This is a genomic window from Streptomyces sp. NPDC002643 (assembly GCF_053592555.1).
In genome coordinates, this window is record NZ_JBSFVY010000007.1 from 13408 (window position 1) to 33812 (window position 20405).

At 71.5% G+C, this 20405-nt stretch carries 20 protein-coding genes; 9 read left to right on the plus strand and 11 right to left on the minus strand.

The genetic code is table 11. The features are described from left to right. Positions 1-21 precede the first annotated feature (21 nt). The 4 genes from ACWD4G_RS12505 to ACWD4G_RS12520 all read left to right on the plus strand — a co-directional run bounded on the left by ACWD4G_RS12505 (position 22) and on the right by ACWD4G_RS12520 (position 3770). The gene (locus ACWD4G_RS12505) at positions 22-789 is read left to right on the plus strand and encodes an enoyl-CoA hydratase/isomerase family protein (RefSeq protein WP_451292668.1); all 768 of its coding nucleotides are present in this window, start codon (positions 22-24) and stop codon (positions 787-789) included. A gap of 276 nt (positions 790-1065) precedes the next feature. Next, positions 1066-1569: an ATP-binding protein gene (locus ACWD4G_RS12510; protein WP_451292669.1), complete on the plus strand. Its 504-nt coding sequence runs from the start codon at positions 1066-1068 to the stop codon at positions 1567-1569. Positions 1570-1806: 237 nt separating this feature from the next. Next, entirely contained in the window at positions 1807-3054 is a 1248-nt protein-coding gene (locus ACWD4G_RS12515; RefSeq protein WP_451292919.1) for a YncE family protein, read from the plus strand. 107 nt (positions 3055-3161) lie between these two features. Next, positions 3162-3770: an ADP-ribosyltransferase gene (locus ACWD4G_RS12520; RefSeq protein ID WP_451292670.1), complete on the plus strand. Its 609-nt coding sequence runs from the start codon at positions 3162-3164 to the stop codon at positions 3768-3770. A gap of 18 nt (positions 3771-3788) precedes the next feature. Here ACWD4G_RS12520 and ACWD4G_RS12525 read toward each other — a convergent pair whose 3' ends face one another. Further along, complete coding sequence (locus ACWD4G_RS12525; RefSeq protein ID WP_451292671.1) at positions 3789-4427, minus strand: GNAT family N-acetyltransferase; 639 nt, start codon at positions 4425-4427, stop codon at positions 3789-3791. A 59-nt stretch (positions 4428-4486) separates the two neighbouring features. Here ACWD4G_RS12525 and ACWD4G_RS12530 point away from each other — a divergent pair, with 59 nt between their 5' ends. Both ACWD4G_RS12530 and ACWD4G_RS12535 read left to right on the plus strand, forming a co-directional pair. Then, positions 4487-5398 (plus strand): MerR family transcriptional regulator, encoded by a 912-nt coding sequence (locus tag ACWD4G_RS12530; RefSeq protein ID WP_451292672.1) that lies wholly within the window; start codon positions 4487-4489, stop codon positions 5396-5398. 68 nt (positions 5399-5466) lie between these two features. Next, entirely contained in the window at positions 5467-5679 is a 213-nt protein-coding gene (locus ACWD4G_RS12535; protein ID WP_451292673.1) for an EF-hand domain-containing protein, read from the plus strand. Between the two features lie 75 nt (positions 5680-5754). Here the strand turns inward: ACWD4G_RS12535 and ACWD4G_RS12540 are convergent, their stop codons facing one another. The 10 genes from ACWD4G_RS12540 to ACWD4G_RS12585 all read right to left on the minus strand — a co-directional run bounded on the left by ACWD4G_RS12540 (position 5755) and on the right by ACWD4G_RS12585 (position 17444). Next, positions 5755-6975, minus strand: a complete 1221-nt coding sequence (locus ACWD4G_RS12540) for an McrC family protein (RefSeq protein WP_451292674.1) — start codon at positions 6973-6975, stop codon at positions 5755-5757. A gap of 68 nt (positions 6976-7043) precedes the next feature. Beyond that, positions 7044-9236, minus strand: coding sequence for an McrB family protein (locus ACWD4G_RS12545; protein WP_451292675.1), 2193 nt, complete (start codon positions 9234-9236; stop codon positions 7044-7046). A gap of 130 nt (positions 9237-9366) precedes the next feature. Then, positions 9367-10776 (minus strand): NADase-type glycan-binding domain-containing protein, encoded by a 1410-nt coding sequence (locus ACWD4G_RS12550; protein WP_451292676.1) that lies wholly within the window; start codon positions 10774-10776, stop codon positions 9367-9369. Then, positions 10773-11330, minus strand: coding sequence for a phage tail protein (locus ACWD4G_RS12555; protein WP_451292677.1), 558 nt, complete (start codon positions 11328-11330; stop codon positions 10773-10775). Before ACWD4G_RS12555 ends, ACWD4G_RS12550 begins: the two co-directional genes overlap by 4 nt. 208 nt (positions 11331-11538) lie before the next feature. After that, the gene (locus ACWD4G_RS12560; protein WP_451292678.1) at positions 11539-13497 is read right to left on the minus strand and encodes a putative baseplate assembly protein; all 1959 of its coding nucleotides are present in this window, start codon (positions 13495-13497) and stop codon (positions 11539-11541) included. Beyond that, entirely contained in the window at positions 13497-13940 is a 444-nt protein-coding gene (locus tag ACWD4G_RS12565) for a GPW/gp25 family protein (protein WP_451292679.1), read from the minus strand. The genes ACWD4G_RS12560 and ACWD4G_RS12565 overlap by 1 nt, the downstream gene beginning before the upstream one ends. A 59-nt stretch (positions 13941-13999) precedes the next feature. Further along, positions 14000-15901 carry a VgrG-related protein gene (locus ACWD4G_RS12570; RefSeq protein WP_451292680.1) on the minus strand — a complete coding sequence of 634 codons (1902 nt, stop codon included), beginning with the start codon at positions 15899-15901 and terminating at the stop codon, positions 14000-14002. After that, positions 15901-16626, minus strand: a complete 726-nt coding sequence (locus ACWD4G_RS12575) for a CIS tube protein (RefSeq protein ID WP_451292681.1) — start codon at positions 16624-16626, stop codon at positions 15901-15903. The genes ACWD4G_RS12570 and ACWD4G_RS12575 overlap by 1 nt, the downstream gene beginning before the upstream one ends. 98 nt (positions 16627-16724) lie before the next feature. Further along, positions 16725-17150, minus strand: a complete 426-nt coding sequence (locus ACWD4G_RS12580; RefSeq protein ID WP_451292682.1) for a phage tail protein — start codon at positions 17148-17150, stop codon at positions 16725-16727. A 57-nt stretch (positions 17151-17207) separates the two neighbouring features. Then, complete coding sequence (locus ACWD4G_RS12585) at positions 17208-17444, minus strand: hypothetical protein (RefSeq protein WP_451292683.1); 237 nt, start codon at positions 17442-17444, stop codon at positions 17208-17210. 835 nt (positions 17445-18279) lie between these two features. Here ACWD4G_RS12585 and ACWD4G_RS12590 point away from each other — a divergent pair. The 3 genes from ACWD4G_RS12590 to ACWD4G_RS12600 all read left to right on the plus strand — a co-directional run bounded on the left by ACWD4G_RS12590 (position 18280) and on the right by ACWD4G_RS12600 (position 20388). Continuing rightward, a complete protein-coding gene (locus tag ACWD4G_RS12590; RefSeq protein ID WP_451292684.1) occupies positions 18280-18564 on the plus strand; it encodes a hypothetical protein in 285 nt (94 codons plus the stop codon). 975 nt (positions 18565-19539) lie between these two features. Beyond that, complete coding sequence (locus tag ACWD4G_RS12595) at positions 19540-19971, plus strand: hypothetical protein (RefSeq protein ID WP_451292685.1); 432 nt, start codon at positions 19540-19542, stop codon at positions 19969-19971. A gap of 210 nt (positions 19972-20181) precedes the next feature. Beyond that, on the plus strand, positions 20182-20388 hold the full coding sequence (locus ACWD4G_RS12600) for a hypothetical protein (RefSeq protein ID WP_451292686.1): 207 nt from the start codon (positions 20182-20184) through the stop codon (positions 20386-20388). The last annotated feature ends 17 nt before the right edge of the window (positions 20389-20405 follow it).

Here is a 20405-nt window from a genome sequence, read left to right on the forward strand (position 1 = left end):
GTCACCGTTAACCTGCGGAGCATGACCGTACATCTCGAAGTCGCCGAAGGCGTGGGCACCATCCGCCTGGACCGCCCTCCGATGAACGCCCTGGACATCGCCACGCAGGACCGCCTCAAGGCGGTCGCGGAGGAGGCGGCGGACCGCGCCGACGTACGCGCCGTCGTGATCCACGGCGGCGCGAAGGTATTCGCGGCGGGCGCGGACATCAAGGAGATGCAGGCCATGGACCACGCGGCGATGGTCGCGCGGGCCCGGGCCCTCCAGGACTCGTTCACCGCCGTCGCCCGTATCCCCAAGCCGGTCGTCGCGGCCGTCACCGGCTATGCGCTGGGCGGCGGTTGCGAGCTGGCGCTCTGCGCGGACTACCGGATCGCCGGGGAGAACGCGAAGCTGGGCCAGCCGGAGATCCTGCTCGGGGTCATCCCGGGCGCGGGCGGCACCCAGCGGCTGTCGCGTCTCATCGGCCCCTCCAAGGCCAAGGACCTGATCTTCACCGGCCGTATGGTCAAGGCGGACGAGGCCCTCGCGCTCGGCCTGGTGGACCGGGTCGTCCCCGCAGGGGAGGTCTACGAGGCCGCTCACGCGTGGGCCGCGAAGCTGGCGCTGGGGCCGGCGATCGCGCTCCGCGCGGCCAAGGAGTCCATCGACGCGGGCCTGGAGACCGACCTCGACACGGGCCTCGCGATCGAGCGGAACTGGTTCGCCGGGCTGTTCGCCACGGAGGACCGCGAGCGCGGGATGCGCAGCTTCGTGGAGGAGGGCCCGGGCAAGGCGAAGTTCGTCTGATCAACTTCGGCCGATCCTCTTGCAGTTGACGCCGCGTCTTACCCGCGTCCCTCGAAGGGGCGGTTCGGCGGCGCCTTAAGGCAGCCTTAAGAAAACCATGTCCGGAATTGTTGACGCTGACTGAAGTTCAGCTCATATGCGCAGGTCAGGCAGGCTCTTCGGCGACATGGAATGCCGCTGGCATATGCCGATCGAAACCCCCGGAATGGTTGGTTCCGGGGGTTGTATTCCTGCGGAACGGCCCCGAACCGTGCTCCGGGCGGCCATGATGGGGGCATGGCGGGGCTGGAGGGTATCGAACAGCCGCGGCGGCACGGAAGTGCGACCGCGGCGCGTTGGTCGCCTGCGATCGAGGACGAACGGGCGGTGAAGGCACTGGAGTTGTTCGGCAACCCCACGGAGGGAGAAGTGCCGCTGCCGTCCCGCCCCGAGTCCGCGGCCACCGCCCGCCGGCTCGCCCAGGTCGTCGTCCTCCGCCATTGGGGGCTGTCGCCCAAGCTCACCGAAGACGCGGTCCTCCTCGTCTCCGAACTCGTCGGCAACGCAGTACGGCACACCGGCGCGAGGGTCTTCGGACTCCGTATGAAACGCCGGCGAGGCTGGATCAGGGTCGAGGTCCGCGACCCCTCACGGGGCCTGCCCTGTCTGATGCCGGTCCAGGAGATGGACATCAGCGGCCGGGGCCTCTACCTCGTCGACAAGCTCTCGGACCGCTGGGGGGTCGATCTGCTGCCACGCGGCAAGACGACGTGGTTCGAGATGCGCGTGGGGGACCGCTAGGTCGCCCACGCGCCGTTGCGAACTGCGGTGCGTTTGCGGCTGCGGGTTGTTCGTGGCTGGTCGCTCCCCCACTCTCGACTTCGCTCGAGCGGGAGGGACCCCCATCGCGGCGGAGCCGCAAGGTCGATACAGCCCCGCGCCCCTTGGGGCCTGCGGCCCCGGCTCTGCGCGCCCCTCCGTCAATCGGGCCAATCGCCGTGTTTCCCTCCTCCGCTCTCTATAACTGTGCGCGTGACGATGCCCCCCACCCTCAGTGCGCGTGCGCCCAAGCAGCGCAAACCCGTCCAGCGCGGCCTTGTGCAGCGTGCCCTGCTCGCGGCCACGGTGCTCGCCGCCGTGGCGGCCTGTGGCGGTGAGACCCGGAGCAGTGAGCAGGAGCGGCGGATTCAGGCCGAACGGGCCGCCGCCGAGGCCGCCGAGCGGAAGAAGAAACAGCAGCAGCGGCCGGTGGTCGAGGGGTTGCGCGGTATGCCGGCCGTACTCGATCCCAAGGACGTGTACGCCGCCGACCGGCCCAACATGCTCTCCCCGGTCGTCAGGGACTTCCCCTCCCGGGTCTACGTCCCCAACACCGAGTCCGACACCGTCTCCGTCATCGACCCGAAGACGTACGAGATCATCGACACCATCCCGGTCGGCCGCCAGCCCCAGCACGTCGTGCCCTCCTGGGATCTGAAGACCCTGTGGGTCAACAACAACCGGGGGCACACCCTCACCCCCATCGACCCGAGGACCGGCAAGGCCGGCAAACCGGTCGAGGTGCACGACCCGTACAACCTCTACTTCACCCCCAACGGCAAGTACGCCGTCGTCATGGCCTCCCTCGACCGCGAACTCGTCTTCCGCGACCCGCACACCATGAAGCGCGTCAAGACCGAGCCCGTCACCTGCTACGGCGTCAACCACGCCGATTTCTCCCTCGACGGCAAGTACTTCATCGTGTCCTGCGAGTTCAGCGGTGAGCTGCTGAAGGTCGACACGGAGAAGATGAAGGTCATCGGCCAGCAGAAGCTGCCGTTCGACGGGGCCATGCCGCAAGACGTGAAGATCTCGCCCGACGGCAAGCGGTTCTACATCGCCGACATGATGGCCGACGGCATGTGGGTCCTCGACGGTGAGAAGTTCGACGAGCCGAAGCTGCTGCCCACCGGCAAGGGCTGCCACGGGCTCTACGTCGGCCGCGACTCCCGCGAGATGTATGTCTCCAACCGGGGCGAGGGCAGTGTCTCCGTCTTCGACTTCACCGAGAACAAGCTCACCAAGAAGTGGCACCTCCCCGAAGGCGGCAGCCCCGACATGGGCGGCGTCTCCGCCGACGGCAAGGTCCTGTGGCTCTCCGGCCGCTACGACTCCGAGGTGTACGCCATCGACACCCGCACCGGCGAGCAACTGGCCCGTATCCCCGTCGGCAGCGGGCCCCACGGCCTCGCCGTCTACCCCCAGCCCGGCCGCTACTCCCTCGGCCACACCGGCATCTTCCGGTGAGCCCGACGCGCCCGACACACGGCGTCGCGACAACCGGGCACACGGACACGCCGCCGTACGGGTGACGATCCCCGGCCCGGTGCCGTACGACCGAGATCGTGCTCGTCATGATCACCACTCGTGCGCGGCGCCGGGCCGCCGCCGTTGTCCTGTCCCTCGCCGCGATCTTCGCGACCACCGCCGCGACCACCCCCGAGAGGGCCACCACCGCGTCCCCGAAGGCCGCCGCGCCCGCCTGCCCCCAGTTCGACGACCCCGTCAAGGCCGCCGCCGACCGCCGTGTCGATGTCGACCGGATCACCCCCGACCCGGTCTGGCGCACCACCTGCGGCACCCTCTACCGCAGCGACAGCCGAGGCCCCGACGTCGTCTTCAAGGAGGGCTTCCACCCGAAGGACGTCATCAACGGCCAGTACGACGTCGAGCAGTACGTCCTGGTCAACCAGCCCTCGCCGTACGTTTCCACGAGCTACGACCACGACCTGTACAAGACCTGGTACAAGTCGGGCTACAACTACTACATCGACGCCCCCGGCGGCATCGACGTCAACAAGACCATCGGCGACACCCACAAGTGGGCAGACCAGGTCGAGGTCGCCTTCCCCGGTGGTATCGCCCGGAAGTACATCGTCGGCGTCTGCCCCGTGAACAAGACCACCAAGGTCGAGATCATGAGCGGCTGCGAGAGCAACCCGCACTACGAGGCATGGCACTGACACCCGTACATGGCGATGTCAGCGGGCGGTGAGCAGCAGCTCCGAGCCCACCGGCACAAACCCCGCCGCCTGGAACGCCCGCAGACTGCGGGCGTTCCCCGCCGAGACCTGCGCCCACACCGGCTCGCCCCCGCTCAACTGCCGTGCCGCCCGCGCCAGTTCCCGCCCGAGCCCCCGGTGTCGTACATCCTCGGCCACCTCGACCGCGACCTCCAGCCGCCCGGCGACGCCCCGCCCCAGCACCAGCAGCCCGCCACCCTCCGTCGCCCATACGCGTACGTCGTCCCGCCGCCGGCGGGAACTGACGACCCGGGGATGATCGGGATCGTGGATCTCGGTCAGGGCGAGGGCCGGCGCGCCGGGGAGCGGCGCCCCCACGGTCATCACATCGATGGTGTCGCTCCGTCTGCCCGTGCGCTCCATGAGGGCGGCGAGGAAGCGGGCGTTCATGGTCGCGGCGAGCGCGTCGCAGTCGGTGGTGTGCAGCGTCTCACGCACCCAGGTCGGGTCCTCGTCCGTGAAGACGATCGAGTGGGCGGTGAAGGCGAGGACCCCGGCGTCGCGTGGGGACGGCTGCGGGAGGACCGTCGTACGGCCGTCGGCGGGTGGGAAGACGCCGATCGCCGCCGCGTCGAGAATGTCCCGCAACGTTTCCATGGACCGTTCTCTCCTCGCTCCTTGAGTCTCCACCCACTGGAAGGCCCAGACTCCCAGACGTGATCGAGAACAGCACCGGCCTTTTCACCATCGGGCAGCTGGCCCGCGCCTCGGGCCTGTCCGTCCGCACGATCCGCTACTGGTCCGACGAGGGAATCCTGCACCCGGTGACGCGCAGTGCGGGCGGCTACCGGTTGTACGACGCCGAGTGCGCGGCCCGTCTGGAGCTGGTCCGCACCCTGCGCGACCTGGGCCTCGGCCTGGACGCCGTACGCGAGGTGCTGGCCGGGGAACGGACGGTGGCGGAGGTGGCCGAGGCCCATGTGGCGGCCCTGGACGCGCAGATCCGGTCGCTGAAGGTGGTGCGGGCGGTGCTGTCGAGCGTGGCACGACGTGGCTCCACAGCGGAGGAGATGACCTTGATGAACAGATTGGCGCGGCTGTCGGCGGCGGAACGGCAGCGGATCATGGAGGACTTCGTGGAGGAGGCGCTGCACGGGCTCGACACCGTCGACCCGGACATCCGGGAGCGGATGCGGCGCACGGCCGTCGATCTCGCCGACGATCCCACTCCCGAGCAGGTCGACGCCTGGGTGGAGCTGGCCGAGATGCTCCAGGACCCCGACTTCCGGGCGCAGATGCGGCGGGCCGTCGAGTTCAACGCCGCCGACCGGAACCCGGAAGCTCCGCCCGGTCAGTTCTTGTGGTTCGCCAAGCGGCTGGTGGCGTTGGTGGCACCGGCGCGGGAACGGGGCCTCGCACCCGAGGCGCCCGAGGCCGAGGAGGTGCTGTGGGAACTGTTCGGTACCGCTGACCGTACCGCCGTACTGGAGCGCATGACGGCCGGCTTCAACGAACGGGTCGCCCGCTACCGCGAACTGCTGGCCGTCATCAACCGGAAGCCGGCGCCGCCGCACGCCGAGGACTTCGCCTGGGTGGTCGCCGCGCTGCGGGCTCGGTCGGGCAGCTAATCTGACCTGCGGCACTACGCCGGAAAGACCACGGCAAGCGACACGAGCGATACAAAAGGGGCGGATCGGTGGCCGACATCGAGGAAGCACGCAAGCAGTTCGAGCGGATCGACACGGACGGTGACGGCCAGATCACCGCCGCCGAGTTCAAGACCGCCCTGGCACAGGAAGGCGACTGGAACGTCACCGAGTCCGTCGCCGAGGTCATCATCAGGACCCGCGACCTCAATGGCGACAAGGTCCTGTCGTTCGACGAGTTCTGGGCCTACCTGAGCAAGTAGTCCAGCAGACCGAGGGGCGTCCCCACCACCGCGTACGGCGGTGGGGGCGCCCCTTCGGCGTGTCCGGGCCGCCGGTCAGATGGTGGGGACGCCCGTTTCGGTCGTCTCGGCCGCCAGGGCGGTGATCTGGGCCAGGAGTTCCGCCGGGGGCTTGGCCAGGTTCAGGGCGTGGGTGGTGATGGTGGTGGGGGAGTTGCGGATGGCGTGGGTGGTGGTGGGTGGGTCGTCCTTCGTCGTCGCGTAGACGAGGTGGCCATGAGGGAGGGAGAGGGCCGTGCAGTAGGAGAGGAGTTGGTAGAGGTGGTCCACGGGTGGGGCCGTGGGGTTGAGGGCCTTGTACTTCGCGTCGACCACCGAGATGGGCCGGCCCTGGCGGTAGAGGACCAGGTCGGGGCGGATGGGGGCGCGGCCCGCGCGGTCCAGGCGGTGGTGGCGTTCCTGGTCCTCGCAGCGGACGCCGTGATGGGTCAGGGCGGCGCGCAGGGCGAGGGTCAGGAAGCGTTCGAAGACTCTCGGCATGTCCAGGAGGAAGCCGTCCGACTGGAGCGGGGCGCCGCCTTCCGGCTGGAGTGAGCGGCCCGAGAGGAGGAGTTCGGCGAGGTGGAGGGCCTGGGTGTAGCGGGCGTTGAGGCGGGTGGGGGTCCAGGCGGGGAGGGGTTCGCCGGGGTGGAGGTGGCGGACTCCGTGGAGGCGGTCGGTGAGGTGGTCCAGGGTGCGGCGGGTCGTCTCCGGGACGCCTGGCAGACGGGCGGCCAGACGCAGGGCCGACAGCAGGACGCGGTTCTCGGCGATGTCGGGGGTGTGGTCGTCGTACTCGACCGCTATGGGGAGGGGGAGGCCCGTGCGGCGGAGCTGGGCCGTGGTGCGGATACGGCCCCTGACCAGGGGCAGGTCGTCCTTCACCTCGCGGTAGCCGTGCAGGACGCCCGTCTGAAGGGTGCGGTGGGCGGTGCGGGCCAGAAGATCGGCCAGGGCGGGGACGAGGTCGTCGGCGGTGGCCGCGGTGACCGGGGCCGGGTGCCAGGGGTCGGTGGGGGAGTAGGCGAGGAGGAAGAGGAGGTTCTGGATGGCCAGCTTCGGGCGCAGGGTGAGATGGATCGATGCGCCGGAGGCGGTGCGCAGATGGACCCGGCCCACCTTCTGGTTGCCGCGGATGTGCCAGCGTCCGCCCGGGGCCGGGGCCAGCCGGACCAGGTCCGGCACGGCGATCAGGGTGGCCAGCTGGTCGCCGGTCAGGTGGTACGGCTCGTCGCCGGGGCCCGTTTCCCGGACGGTGAGGGCGAGGGCGGGAGGCACCGGGGCCTTGGATGCCCTGGAGGTGCTGAAGGCCCCGGGGGTCCCGAGGGCCGTCGGAGTCCCGGTGGTCACGACGCGTCGGCCGGGGGCTCGACGGCCGCGCGCAGGGAGTCGAGGCCGTACTCCTCCTCCACGTCGATCCCTGTGCCGTGGAGCTGGTCCTCCAGGAGCGGGAGGATCTGGGTGCGCCAGATGAGGTCCAGGCCCTCGGCGCGGGCCGCGGCCGGCTTCATCAGATACGACGGGCCGATGGCGCGGTCGGGGTCGCCCAGGCGGGAGTTGAGCTCGTCGAGGAGCCGGGCCGGGGTGTCGGACAGGCCCCGGCTGTGCAGCCAGCGGGACAGCAGGCCCCGCACCGGGGGCCGCTCGGGGGAGAGCCGGCGGAAGGCGAAGCGGCGGCGCATCGCCGCGTCGACCAACGCGATCGAGCGGTCGGCGGTGTTCATCGTGCCGATGAGGAAGAGGTTGCCGGGGAGGTGGAAGGGGTCGTGGGGGCTGTACTGGGTGGTGACGGGTTCCTCGCGGTACTCCAGCAGGAAGTACAGCTCGCCGAAGACCTTCGCCAGATTGGCCCGGTTGATCTCGTCGATGATCAGGACGTACGGGTTCGCCGGGTCTCTGCGGGCGCGCTCGGCGAGGAGTTTGAACGGGCCGGGGAGGACGTCGAAGGCGACCTGGCCGTTCTCACCGCGCACCGGGCGGAAGCCCTCGAAGAAGTCCTCGTAGGTGTAGGACGGGTGGAACTGGATGAGTTCCACCCGGTCCGGGCCCGCCAGATGCTTGGCCAGGGCGCGGGCGAGATGGGTCTTCCCGGTGCCGGGCGGGCCGTGCAGCACCAACTGGCGCTGCTCCTGAAGCTGTTCGGCCGTCTCCCGCAGCCAGGGGAGGGGCATGTGCAGCTCCTCGGCCAGCTCCTGGGTGACCGGCTGGAGTTCGAGGGGCTTGGTGACGTCCACGTCCGTCAGCTCGTCGGCCACGGCGTCCTCCAGCCCCGCCCGCTCCGCCAGCTCGGCGGCCACGCTGCTGATGTCGTACACCGTCGGCGGGAGCGGCAGCCGGGCCTGCACCTTCTCGGGGAGGTCGGCGCGGACGAGGGGGCGCTCGGCGGTGGCCCAGCGCACCGGGCGGCGGCGGGCGGTGTCGAGGCCCTCGGAGGGGTCGTACGAGGGCGGGCCCTGGACGGTGCCGACGTGCACCTCGTCGGGGGTGACGGTGACGACCAGGTCGCCGGGCCGCATGTCGCCGAGGAAGGCGTGGAGCTGGTAGGAGGCGGCCGCGCGCAGCTGCGCGCTGGCCTCGGGCATGGCCTCCGCGACGGCCGTCTGCACCTGCTGCTTGGACGCGTCGGCGGGGATCTCGGGGACTTCGCGCCAGGAGAGCGAGCAGTAGCCCTGGGCCAGCCACGAGGGGATGACGTTGCGGCCGTCGACGTCGTACCCGCGGACCATCCATCCCCGTTGCTCGTGCTGGACGCTGCCCTTGCGCCAGCGGCCGACCCAGGGTTCGTCGTAGAAGTCGACGGGGGTGCCGGTCTGGGCCTCCAGGGACGTGCTCAGGGTCAGCAGGTCCTTGTCGTCGTTGCCGGTGGGGTCGGGGAGTTCGTCCTCGAACGCCTTCACGATCTCGTACTTGTGGTGGGCGCTGGCGATGGGCTGGAAGGTGCTCGGGAACAGCATGTGGAGCAGGACGTGGATCTGGGCGCGGCCCTTCTTGTGGCCTACCGAGTCCTGGATGGTGAAGCAGAGGGTCCGGAAGCGCCAGGGGTCCTCGAAGAGGGCTTCCCGCTCGGGCTGTTCCGCGCGGGCCAGGCGCTCCACCAGCAGCACCAGGATCTGGAACTGGGCCCAGCGGTAGTTGAGGAAGCCCTGGCCGCCGTGGAGGAAGCCCTTCAGACCGGGCTCCAGGTCCGGGGGTACGTCCATGGGGCGCTCGGCCCAGGACAGCACCTCCCGCAGGATCTGGAGCTTCTTGCGGAGGCCGATCTGCTCCGGGACCAGCGGGGCCATGTTCACGAAGAGCAACTCGGCCGCGAGGGCGATCGTCTCGTCGGGGGCTTCGGCGAGTTGGCGGCGCAGCTTGACCAGGAAGGTGTCCGACGACTCGTCCGGCTGGTCGACGAAGCGGGCACGCAGATCGGAGGCGGTGCCGGCCGTCCAGGCGTCCGACTCCGGCTGGAACGCCGACTTCCCCGTCAGCAGCCCCTCCCGGAACACCCGCTGCACCACCGCCACGACCTCGGCCCCGTCCGGTCGTCTCGCCACAGTCCCACCCCGTCCCTCGTACGTTCGATGTGCCCACCCTAGAGAGGGGGTCTGACACACGTCACGACGAGGGACGGATGGAGGGGGCGGGCCGGTTTCGGGCGTCGCTCAGATGTTGTTCGGGTATCGCTCAGGTGTTGTTCTTCGAGGGGCCGAAGAACTCGATCTCGGCTATGGCGACTTGCTTCTTGGCGTCGGCGCCGTAGGCGGAGCGGAGGATGAAGCGGACGTCGGTGACCGCGCCCACGCGGAACTTGCGGCGTTGGCCGCCCGAACTCTGGTCGAGATCGATGAACTTGGTGATCTTGGAGCCGTCGCCCAGGGTGATCCGCGCCTCGATGCGCTGCGGGCGGGCCGACTGGTCGCGCTGGTCCGCCTTGCTGGAGACACCCGGAGTGATGATCACGTCGAGGAGCCGGGTCGGCTGGTCGAAGTGGGCCTCCAGCCACTCGCCCTCGCCGGTCTGGGTGACACCCGGGCCCCACCAGGTGTTGCTGTATTTGTCGAAGGCCAGCTTCGCGTCGTGGTCGGGGTACGAGCGGGACGCCTTGACGCTGTTCGGGCCCACCGGGGCGCGCTTGGCGAAGTGGTCGCGGGTCGCCTGGATGCCGTCGTCGAGGTTGACGACGAGGGTGATGATCAGGCTGACGACGAGGGCGCCCACCAGCCAGGGCAGGATGCGGCCGAAGCCTCGGCGCAGACGGGGGCGGTCGCCCGCCCAAGGCGTCTGTTCGGCGCGGAACCACGGCAGCCGGTGCCACCACCGTTGCCGTCCGGGCATCGGGGCGTCGGTGTTGCCCGCCATCGGCATCGCGCAGCGGCCGCAGTAGTGGCGCTCGGGGCGGTTCGGGGTGGCACACCAGGGGCAGGGGACACCGCCCTCGGTGCCGGACTCCGGGCCGGGGGCGCGGACTTGGGGGCGCTGGGTCAGGGGGCGGCCCGGCAGCACCGGGGCGACCGCCGGGGTGGCGGGGGCCTGGGGTTCCGGGTCGTCCACGGGGATCAGGAGGGAACGGGCGCGGTCTGTGGTGGAGGGGACGGCCGGGGAGGGGGCCGCTGTCGGGAGGGGTTCGGTGGCTGCCGTGGCTGCCGGGTCGGGGGTGGTCGGTTCGGTGGGGGCGTCGGGTGTGTCCGGTGTCTCGGGTTCGGTGGTGGTGCGGGTGCGGGTGCGGCGGGGGAGGGTGGAGGCCGTCACGCTCGCCGTCGTACCCGCCGCCGCGTTGCTCGCCGCGCTGGTCGCCGACGCCGGGGCGGACCCGTCGTGGGCCGTGCGGGCGGTGCCCGTACCCGCCCCGGGGCGGGCGAAGGCGTCCCAAGTGGGTTCGGCGCGCGAGGAGTCTGCCGGGGGCTCGGCGTCCGATGTCGTCGCTCCCGTGCGCGCCGGGGTCGTAGCGGCCGGCTCGGAGCGGGGCGCGGTGCCCGACCAGTTCAGTACCGCGCCGCAGGAGTCGCAGAAGGACTGGCCGGGTTCCGCCCGGGTGCCGCACTCGGCGCAGCTCCGGGCCGGTTCCCGTCCGGGGCCGGAGGTCTCACTGGTCATGTTTCGGGGGTCCTTTCCGCTGCGGTCACCGTGACCGTGTAGGGCATGTGGGCGGGGCGGGCGGCGGCCACCAGGCGGTCGAGGCGGTGCTCGTCGGCCGGGGTGGGGTCGGGCAGCCGTAGCGTGACGTGCAGATGGGGGCGGCGGTCGCCGGGGACCGGGCCGAGGGGGCGGGCGTTCCAGGACGCGGCGCCGCTCTCGGAGATCTCCGGGGTCACGCCGAAGACCAGCCGTACGGCTTCGGAGAGGCCGCGTGTGGTGCCGCGTACCCGGTGCAGGTGCGCTGCCGCCGCGACCGCCGCGCGTAGGCGGGCGTCGGGTTCCGTGCCGTCCGTTTCGGCGCCGACCCAGCCGGCCAGCCACTGGGTGAAGTCGAGGGGGGCCAGGGACGGGGTGAAGTAGGAGTCCAGGCAGTCCAGGACGGAGAGGATGGGGGCGAGGACTTCGTCCAGGCCGGCTACGAAGCGTTGGGCGAGCTTGTCGTCGGCGAAGACGGCGGGGAGGGCTTGGCCGATCGGGGAGGATGAGCCGAGGCCGTCTATGGAGCCCCTCATGGGTGGGCCTCGCTTGTTTGTTGAGGGTGGGATTCGTCGCCTGGTAGCTCGGGGGGTGTTGTGGGTTTGCGGGTGCGGGTTGTGTGTGGCTGGTCGCGCCCACGCGGCGGAGCCGCATATGTCGCAGCCCCGCGCCCCTTTGAGGGCCTTCGGCCCTCATCGGGGCGGCCCCCCAAAGCGGCGCGTGCGGCCAACGTCCTTGCCGTCCTCACTGCTTGTCGCCTATCACTCGGACCCTGTGGTCGAAGGAGAAGACCAGGGACGGGGGTTCCAGGTCGATGCGGTTTGTCGCCTCGCCTCGTTTGCCGGTCAGGGGGTCCGCCGGGTGGAGTTGGACCTCGTCGACCAACTCGACGCCGGGGACTCGTTGGAGGACGGCGAAGATCTCGCCCGCCTGGACGGGGCGGCCGAAGGGCCAGCCCCGGCCGTCCGCGCCGCCGGTCAGCGGGTCGAGGTGGTGGTAGAGGGCGTCATGGGCCTGGCGGCGGACGCGGTCGGTGTCGACGCCCCGGAAGGCGTGGAGGGTGGCCACGACGGTGACGCCCTGGTAGAAGGGCGGGCCCACCGCCAACCTCGTGCCGATCAGGCGGCGTTCGTCCAGGTGACGGGTGATGCGGGAGAGCAGCGCGTCGCCGGGGACCAGTTGTTCGAAGCGGAGTCGGCCGCCCGGGTCGGGGACCGCCTGGGGGACCACCAACACCCGTACCGCGTACGCGCCGTGTTCGCCCTCGTCGCCTTCCAGGCAGGTGATGCGCGCCGTCTCCGGGGCCGCCCTGCGGGCCAGTTCCTCGTAGTCGCGCAAGGTCACCGCCCGCTCCTGGGCGCGCAGGGTGATCGGCGCCCTGACCTTCGCCTCCTCCACCGTCTCGCCGTCGACCCCGCCGCGTGCGGCCTCGCGGTTGACGACCTCCGAGACGTACGGGACGGAGGTACGCAGGACCTGTACGGCACCCCGGGCCACGTTGCCGGCACGGCCGCCGCCGGTGCGATAGCGGCGGGCCCGGATCACCGCGCCCTTGGGGGCGACCGCCCCGTACTGGCGCAGGGTGCCGTCGGGCTCCCGTACCGCCGGGCCGAAGGCGATCTCGCCGGTGGTGGCGTCGAGGGTGATGTGGCGGTCGTAGGAGGTGGAGGAAGCGAAGTTGGGGACGACCTCCCAGTCCGTCCAGCCCTCGTGCTCGGCGGTCTGGAGCAGGACGGGGGGTGTGTCGCCCACCACCGGCGCGTGCGCCAGGCGCAGGCGCTGGCCCGGCAGGCCCGTGGACTCGCCGAGCGCCTCGTCGAAGACCGTCTCGGCGTGGATGGTGCCCGTGGTGCCGCCCATCGTGAAGGCCTCGGCGGCGCGGACCGTCGGGGACGTGGTGTAGAAGGGCTGGCCGGGGAGCGGGTCGGTGACCCGGCAGCGCAGCCAGCCCGCCTCCTGGCCCCCGGTGCGGGAGAGGGTGTGGCCGCCGGGGATGTGCAGGATGACCTCGCCGGGGCGGTTGAGGCCGCCCGTGCCGTCGCGGTCCACCTCGCAGGGCGCCCAGCCGTCCTCCGTCCACGCCTCCCAGACCAGGGGCGGTTGCCTGGGGTCGACACCGACACCGTCGACGCGGCTGTCCAGCTCCAGCGCGACCGCGCAGTGCGGGACGGCGGCGGTCAGGCCCAGCAGCATGCAGTCACCGGGCCGCGGGGCCTCGGCGAAGCACATCAGGTCCTTGCCCTCGGTGAGGTCGGTGGTGCGATCGGCGACCGGTTCGCCACTCCTCTGCACCACCAGGTTCTTCAACTCGCAGGGCACGATGGACAGTTCGCGTTCCGTCGCGAAGACCACCGCCTCCTCGCTCTCCGTGCGCACGGTGGCGACCTCGGCGCCGAGCGGGATCAGGATCGGCTCGTCCTGCGGGGCCGAGAGCCAGAACGTGACGTCGGTGCGGGCGGCGGAGGGCGGGAAGAGGGTGATGCCGACGAGATCCAGGAACGCCAGATGGTTCTTCTCCGGGACCCGGTTGAGGCGGTAGACGATCTGGTCGGCCATATGAGCGACCGTCTCCACCAGCGTGACACCCGGGTCGGAGACGTTGTGGTCGGTCCACTCCGGGGCGCGCTGCTGGATATAGCGCTTGGCGTCGTCGACGAACTGCTGGAAACGGCGGTCGTCGAGGTTCGGGGAGGGCAGGGCCATCAGCGGTCGCTTTCGGAAGCCGTACCCGTGGCGCCCGGAGAGCCCGGCTCGTCGTGGGACGGGATGACATAGAACGGGAAGACCAGGCTGCGCGGGTTGTTGGTGCCGCGGATCGAGTAGCGGACGTCGATGAAGAGGACCCCCTGATCGCTGCCCGCGGTGACATCGACATCGCTCACCTCGATCCTCGGCTCCCAGCGGTCGAGGCTCGCGTACACCTCGTGCTGGATACGGCCCGCGGTGGCCTCGTTGACCGGCGCGAACACCAGGTCGTGGATGGCGCAGCCGAACTCCGGGCGCATCGGCCGCTCACCCGGCGCGGTGGCCAGGATCAGCCGGATCGCCTCCTCGATCTCGCGCTCACCGCTGACCAGGGCGATCCCCCCGGTCGGCCCGATCCGCAGCGGGAACGCCCAGCCGGACCCGACGAACTGCTCGGCCATCGTGGGCCGCCTCCCTTTCTGACGTACGTGACTACTGCCGGACCAACCGGGCCCGCTCCTCACCCGAACGGATACTTGACCGTGTTGACGAAGAACCCGCCGAAGATGTCGACCTTCACGGCCTTCAGACCCAGGTTGCCGACGGCGTTGACCTGCACGGTTCCGGCCGCGTTGACCGTGGTCGCGCCGGTCGCGCTGAGGTTGAGCGCGCCCATCGCGCTCACATTGACCGCGCCGGCGACCGAGCGGAGGCTGACCAGCCCCTGGCCTTGCAGATTGAGGGGACCACCGCTGCGGATGGTCACCGCCCGCCGCGCGCTCAGCGTCAGATCCGTACCGGCCTTCACGGACACCGACGTACCGCCCGTGATGGAGACGGCACCCTTGCTGTCCACGGTGATCTCGGTCTTCGTACGGTCCAGGTTGATGATCAGCCGGTCGTTGCCGGTGGCCAGCCGTACGCCCTGTTTGCGCAGGCCGGTCTGCTGGCTGAGCAGGTCGACGCGGTTGCCCTCGCGGTCGGACAGGGTGTGCCGGATCGCCTTCTTCTTCACCGGGTCGTGCAGCCAGACGTCCTTCACCGGGGTCGGCTTGTCGACGCCGTTGTAGAGACCGCCGATGACGAACGGATGGTCGAGTGCGCCCCGGTCGAAGGCGACCAGCACCTCGTCGCCCACGTCCAGCGGGAAGATCCCGCCGCCGCCCTTGCCGCCCATCTGCACGGTCCGCGTCCAGTCGCTGACATAGGTGTCGTCCAGCCACGGGAACTGCAACTTCACCCGCCCCTGCTTCAGCGGGTCCTGTACGTCGGTGACCAGGGCGTTCGCCACGCTCGGCAGCCGGGGAGCGGCTGTGCCGCCGCCCGAGGTCAGACCGAACAGGGAGCGCCACTGCCGGCCGCTGACGGTCACCCAGGTCTCGTAGTGGCTGCCGTCACCGAAGACATGCCGTACCGAGGTACAGGTGTACTTGCCCTCGAACGGCTTGCCCACCTCCGTGAGCGTCACCGGAACGCCCGGCCGCAGCTTGGGATTGCCGCGCACGGTGACCTCCAGCTCGGCGAAGGCGGAGGTGATGTCGTCGGCGAGGGAGTTCGCGGCGTGCGTGACCTCGCTCTGGACGTCGTACGGCGTCTCCGTCTCCACCAGCTTGGCGCCCTTGAAGGCCGAGGCCGCCTTCTGCGGGGTGGTGCCGATGGCGATACCGGGGTTGGAGGCCGCCTTCGCGGTCGCGGTGAGCTTCTTCTTCGTCGTCACGTTCCAGCCCCGCGCCTCGACCTTGTCCATCTGGTCGGCGGCCGTGACGGCGGCCCGGCAGCGCAGGATGTCGGCACCGGCCTGGAGCACGAACGGGCTCTTGTCACCGGGCGTGCTCGTGGGCGGGGCCCCGGACGCCGGCTTCGGCTTGACGAACTGGAACTTCCCCTTGGAGTCCAGCGACATCACCATCTCGTTCTCGTCGGCGAGCCGCGAGAGGAAGTCCCAGTCCGAGACATTGGACTGGCTGATGAAGTCGTAGACCGTCTTGGTGGCCTGGATGTCACCCACCGCGATACCGGCCGTCGAGGCCAGCTTGCGGGCGATGTCCGAGGCCGTCTGATTCCGGTACGCGGCCACCCGCCGCGCCCGCATCAGCCGGTGGCCCGGGTCGTAGCCACGGATCACGGTGAAGGTGCCGGTGCCGTCGTAATCGGTCTCCATACCGGTGACCTCACCGGTCAGCACCGGATCACCGGCCCCCTGACCCGCGGCGACCGGAGCGATGACGACCTTGGAGCCGAACCGGACGTTCAGTTTGCCCAGCAGCATCCCGTGCGGATCGCGGAACGTCAGCCGGAACGCTCCCGGCACACCCGCCCCCAGATCCACCCACCCCCCGACGAGGAGATCCGCCCAGTACGGCGGCAGCTTCTGCCCGTCGATCAGGACATGGACGACATTGGAGTGCGACGGCTTCACCATCAGTGGCCCACCTCCTCGGCCGCCGGGAGGACCAGCTCGATACCGGTGGGCAGCCGGGAGGGGTCGTCGATGCCGTTCGCCTCGGCGATCGCCCGCCAGGCCGACGCCTCCCCGTACTCCCGCCACGCCAGCGACTGCAACGAGTCCCCGGCGACCACCCGGTGCACCCGCTGCGCGGTCAGCGCACCCGACGTCGGGTTCTGCCCCTTCGTCTTGCTGGGGATCTCGTGCAACTGCATCTGACAGGTGGCCCGGATCGGCACACCCGTCGTCCCGAACAGCGTGTACGTGGCCTCCACGGAGCTGACATACGCCTGGAACCGGGCCGTCGAGAACGAGCCCCACTGGAACACCACCCACGGCGGCGACGGCTGCTTCGCCGCGAAGCTCTTCGCGGTCACCTCGCAGCACGCCAGCAGCGACTCCACCTTCTTCAGCACGGTGTTGCTGTTCGGTTTGCCGGAGGAGTCCAGGAAGATCTCCACGCTCAGCGTGCGCGGCTCCGGGCCCATGAACTCCGGCAGGGAGCCCTCGCGTTCGGCCACCGTCGGCGTCACCTTCCACTGCGCGCGCCGGCTCAGCTGCAACTGCGCCGGGTTGAAGTCGAAGTCGAACGTCTTCATCAACGCGCCCTTGGTGGTGCTCTCCCCCACGGGCGGCTCATGGATCGCGAGCGTCGCCCGCACCAGGCTCTTGCCCGCGCCGCCCTTGCTACCGGTGGCCATGTGTCGTCTGTCCTAGGTCCGAGGTCCGTTGAGCTTGTTGTCGCATTCGGGTCCGAGTTCGGGTCCGAGTTCGGGTCCGAGTTCGGGTCCGCGTCCGGTCAGTCCGTGAAGCCGTGGTGGGTGATCTCCAGGACTTCTGTCGCCACGCCCGGGTTCTCCGGGTTCAAGGACGGGCCCTGCCAGCTCACCGGCAGTACGTCGATGAGGCCCCAGTGCGCCACCTCCGAACCGTCGGCCCGCAGCGCGGCGATCTGCGCGGTGGGCCGTTTGACGCCGGTGGCGACGGAGGAGATCCACGCCGCGACCTTGGCGGTGTCGGGCGTCAACGGCCGGGTCAGCCGGATGTTGGAGAAGGTGACGCGGGAGGGGAGCTGCCACACGAACCCGTTGTTGCCGCCCTCCTGGCGGTGCTCGATCTCCACCGTCGACGACAGCCCTTCACAGCCGTTGAAGTAACCGAGGCTCTCGCCGTCGATGGTCAGCGTGAAGTAGATGGTGGAGCCCGGGTCGAGATCGCGGGACATCGGGAGGGCCTTTCTGGTGGTGCGCTCGGTGGGTCGGTGGGTCGGTCCGTGAGTCGGTCAGTGACGGGGGTCGCGGAGCTTGCCGATCCGCTCGCGGTCGAGACGCAACTCCGTGCGGACGAGCCGGGTGATACGGCCGATCAGCTTGTGGGTGAGCTCGTCGAGCTGGAAGTCGGTGAGGGTACGGGGGTCGAAGGGGGCGCTCTGGGCGCCGGCGGGAGGGGTCTCGGCCTCGGATTCGCGCCGGGGGCGGTCGCGGGTGCCGTCCGTGGCGGCGGTCGCGTGGGCGGTCACGGGGGAGACCGAGGTGGTGGGTTTGGCGGGGGTGGGGTGGAGCTTGGGTTGGGGGGCGCGCTGGATGGGGGCGGGCGCGGGCGCGGGTGGTGGCGTGGGGGTGGATGCGCGGGGTGGTGCGGGCGTGAGCGGGTGGGGCTTTGGGATTACTGGTGGGGTCTGACGCTGGACGGCGGCCGGGAGGGGAGCTGTGTGCGGCTTGGACACGGGCTGCTGGATCGCCGCGGCCGGGGTGACACGGGGCGTTGTCCGCGACCGTGCCGGGGACTGTGTCGGTGCCGGGGCCGGTGCTGCGGGTTGGCGTAGGGGTACGGCGCTGGGGGGCGTGCGGCGTTGGACGGCGGGGGGCGCGGTGACGGGCAGGGAGGAGGTGAGGGCCCTTGCCGGGGTGAGGGGGCGTAGGGGGAGGGGGGCGTGGGGTGGCGCCGGGTGGTTTGCGGGTGCGGGTGCGGGTGCGGGTGCGGGTGCGGGTGTGGGGTCGGCGTGGGCCGGGGTGGCTTTGGGCTGGGTGGGGTTGGCCTGGGCGCGCTGCACGGTGGTGGGCTCGCCGGGTACGGGGTGCTGGGGTGCGGCCGGGGTCGAACTGCCGGGGGTGGCACGGCGGGAGAGAGGAGTGGCGTCCTGGGGTGGTGCGGAAAGGGGGGCGCCGAGCAGGGGGCGCTGCCGGGGGGGTGGGGTGGTGGAGCGTTGGACCGGGGCGGCCGGGGGCCCGGTGGGTGAAGGAGTGACCTGGGGCGGGCCGATGAGCGGTGTGGGTACGGGAGCGGGTGGGTTTCCGGCGGCCGGGGGGCTGCTGGGGGGTGCTGCGGGGGCCGATGTGGGGGCGCCGAGGCCCATGCGACGAGGGGCGTCGGCGGGGGTGCGCTGTGCCGGGCGGGGGGTCGTCACGGAGGGTACGGCCGAGGACGGTGACATGGGGGTGGGTACGGCACCGCCGCCCCGACTCGGGGCCGGGGCGGGGGCGTGGGGAGTGGTGGCCGCCGATTCGGTACGGGTGGGGGAGCCGGGGGTGGTCGCGCGTCGGGCGGCGCTGATCGTGGACTCGCCGGGGCCGGCCGGTGTGCCCTGTGGGCCGGGCACGGGCGTGGAGGGCCCGGGCGCCGTGCCGCGCGGGGGATGAGTCGTCGAACCGGGGGTGGTGGAGGTGCCGGTTGAGTGGGGGGCCGTAAGGCCCGGGTCGGACGTGGTCCGCTGGATGGCGAGTGGGCCGCCGACGGGGCTCGTCGCGGGGCCGTTGCCGGGGTGCACCGACGCCGGGTGAGCGCTGGTGGCGGCTTCGGTGGGGCGGACCGGGGCAGCGCCGGGGTTGGTCGTCGCCCGCTGGACGGCGGGCGGCGTGTGGGCGGGCGGCGTGTGGGCGGGGCGGCTGGTCGGAGCCTTCTGGACGCCGGGTACCGAGGGGGTGGGGGCGGATGCGTGGGGGCTTTTTGCCGGTGGTGCGGGCCGCGTGGGGGTGCCCGTGGTTGTGGGCGCCGTGCCCGTGGACGGGGATGCCGTGCCGGTGCCTGGAGTGGTCGTAGGGCGGGGGGTGTCTCCCGCCGTGGGGTTGGGGCGGGCGGGTGTGTCGCCGGAGGGTGCGGGTGGTGACGGCTGCCCAGGGGTCGTCGATGAGCCGACGGAACCCTTCGGTCGTACGCCGGGATCGGCTGCCGTGGGGCTGGGGGCGGATGAAGTACGGCTGGGGACAGGTGAGTTGGGGCCGGGGCCGGTCGCCATAGGGGCGGGGGTGGTCGCCGTACGGCCTGGCTCGGGCACCTTATGGACTGGCGCGGTCACCGCTCGCTGGGCCGGGGGCGGCTGGTGGCCGGGGCCTGAGGGTGTGCGGTCGGCGGTGGTCGATGTGGTGGGGGGTGCGGTGGCCCGGCCCGGGGTGTTCGTCGCGGCTCGTTGGACGTTGGCCGTGGTGCGGGCGGGGCCAACTGCCGTGTTCATAGGGCCAGTTGGCGTAGGGAGGGCGTTGGGCGCCGTGGGGCCGTTGCCGAGGGCGCCCCCAACACCCCCGCCGGCACCCACATCGACGCCCGCGCCCTTGCCCGTAGTCACACTTGCCCCGATGTCGGCTGTGGTGCCGGTGCTCACATCCACACTCGCACCCATGCCGGTTGTGGCGCCCCCGCCCGGATGGGCTGTCGCTCGCTGGACGCCGGTCGCGCCGTTGCCGGACGGCGTCGACGGGGCGGCCGAGTGCGTGGACGGGGCGGCGGAGTGCGTGGACGGGGAGGTGGAGCGCGTGGACGGAGTGGCGGAGCGAGCCGACGGCGCGACGGAAGGCGTAGTCGGAGACACGGGAGGTGTACCCGGGGAGGCGGAAGGCGCGGGCGGAGCCGCAGAAGGCACGGACGGAGGCGCGGCGTGCGCGGGCGGAGACCCCGTGGCGGGCGACGACGAGTCGCCGAACGAGCCGCTTCCCGGAGCGGTCGTCGAGTCGGCCCGTTCGGCGGCGCCCGAATCGGCCGGGCCGCCGCCCTGGGCGCCCCGCCCCGCTGTCGACGTACCCCGCACCGGTGCGGCGGCGCTCGGCGTCTGAGACCGGGTGGCCGGGAGCGTCCGGCGCTGCACGGCAGGTGTGGCCGGCCCCTTGGTGAGGGAGGCCGGCCGCGTGGCGGCGGGCCGTGGCCATGCCGGTACCGGGGTGACCCGGGGACCCGCCGGACGGGAGGGCTGGACCGGGTGCGGCGCACGCTGGATCGCCGGGACCCCGGGGGCATGGACGCCGGCCGGAGGCTGGGGCTCGTCCATGGCCACCGGGAGGGTACGGGAGGGGAGTTCGAGGCCGGGGACCGGCTTCGCCGACGTGGTGAGCGCGTCCCCGATCAGCCCGGACGGGGCCTCACGCAGGACGGCGTGGGACAACGACCCCATGAACGAAGGGTTCTGCCAGGTCGTCAGCCGCCCACCGAACCCGGCATCGGCCACCCCGCCCCGCCCCTCGACGGCCCGCTGAATGGGCGCAAGCCCCAC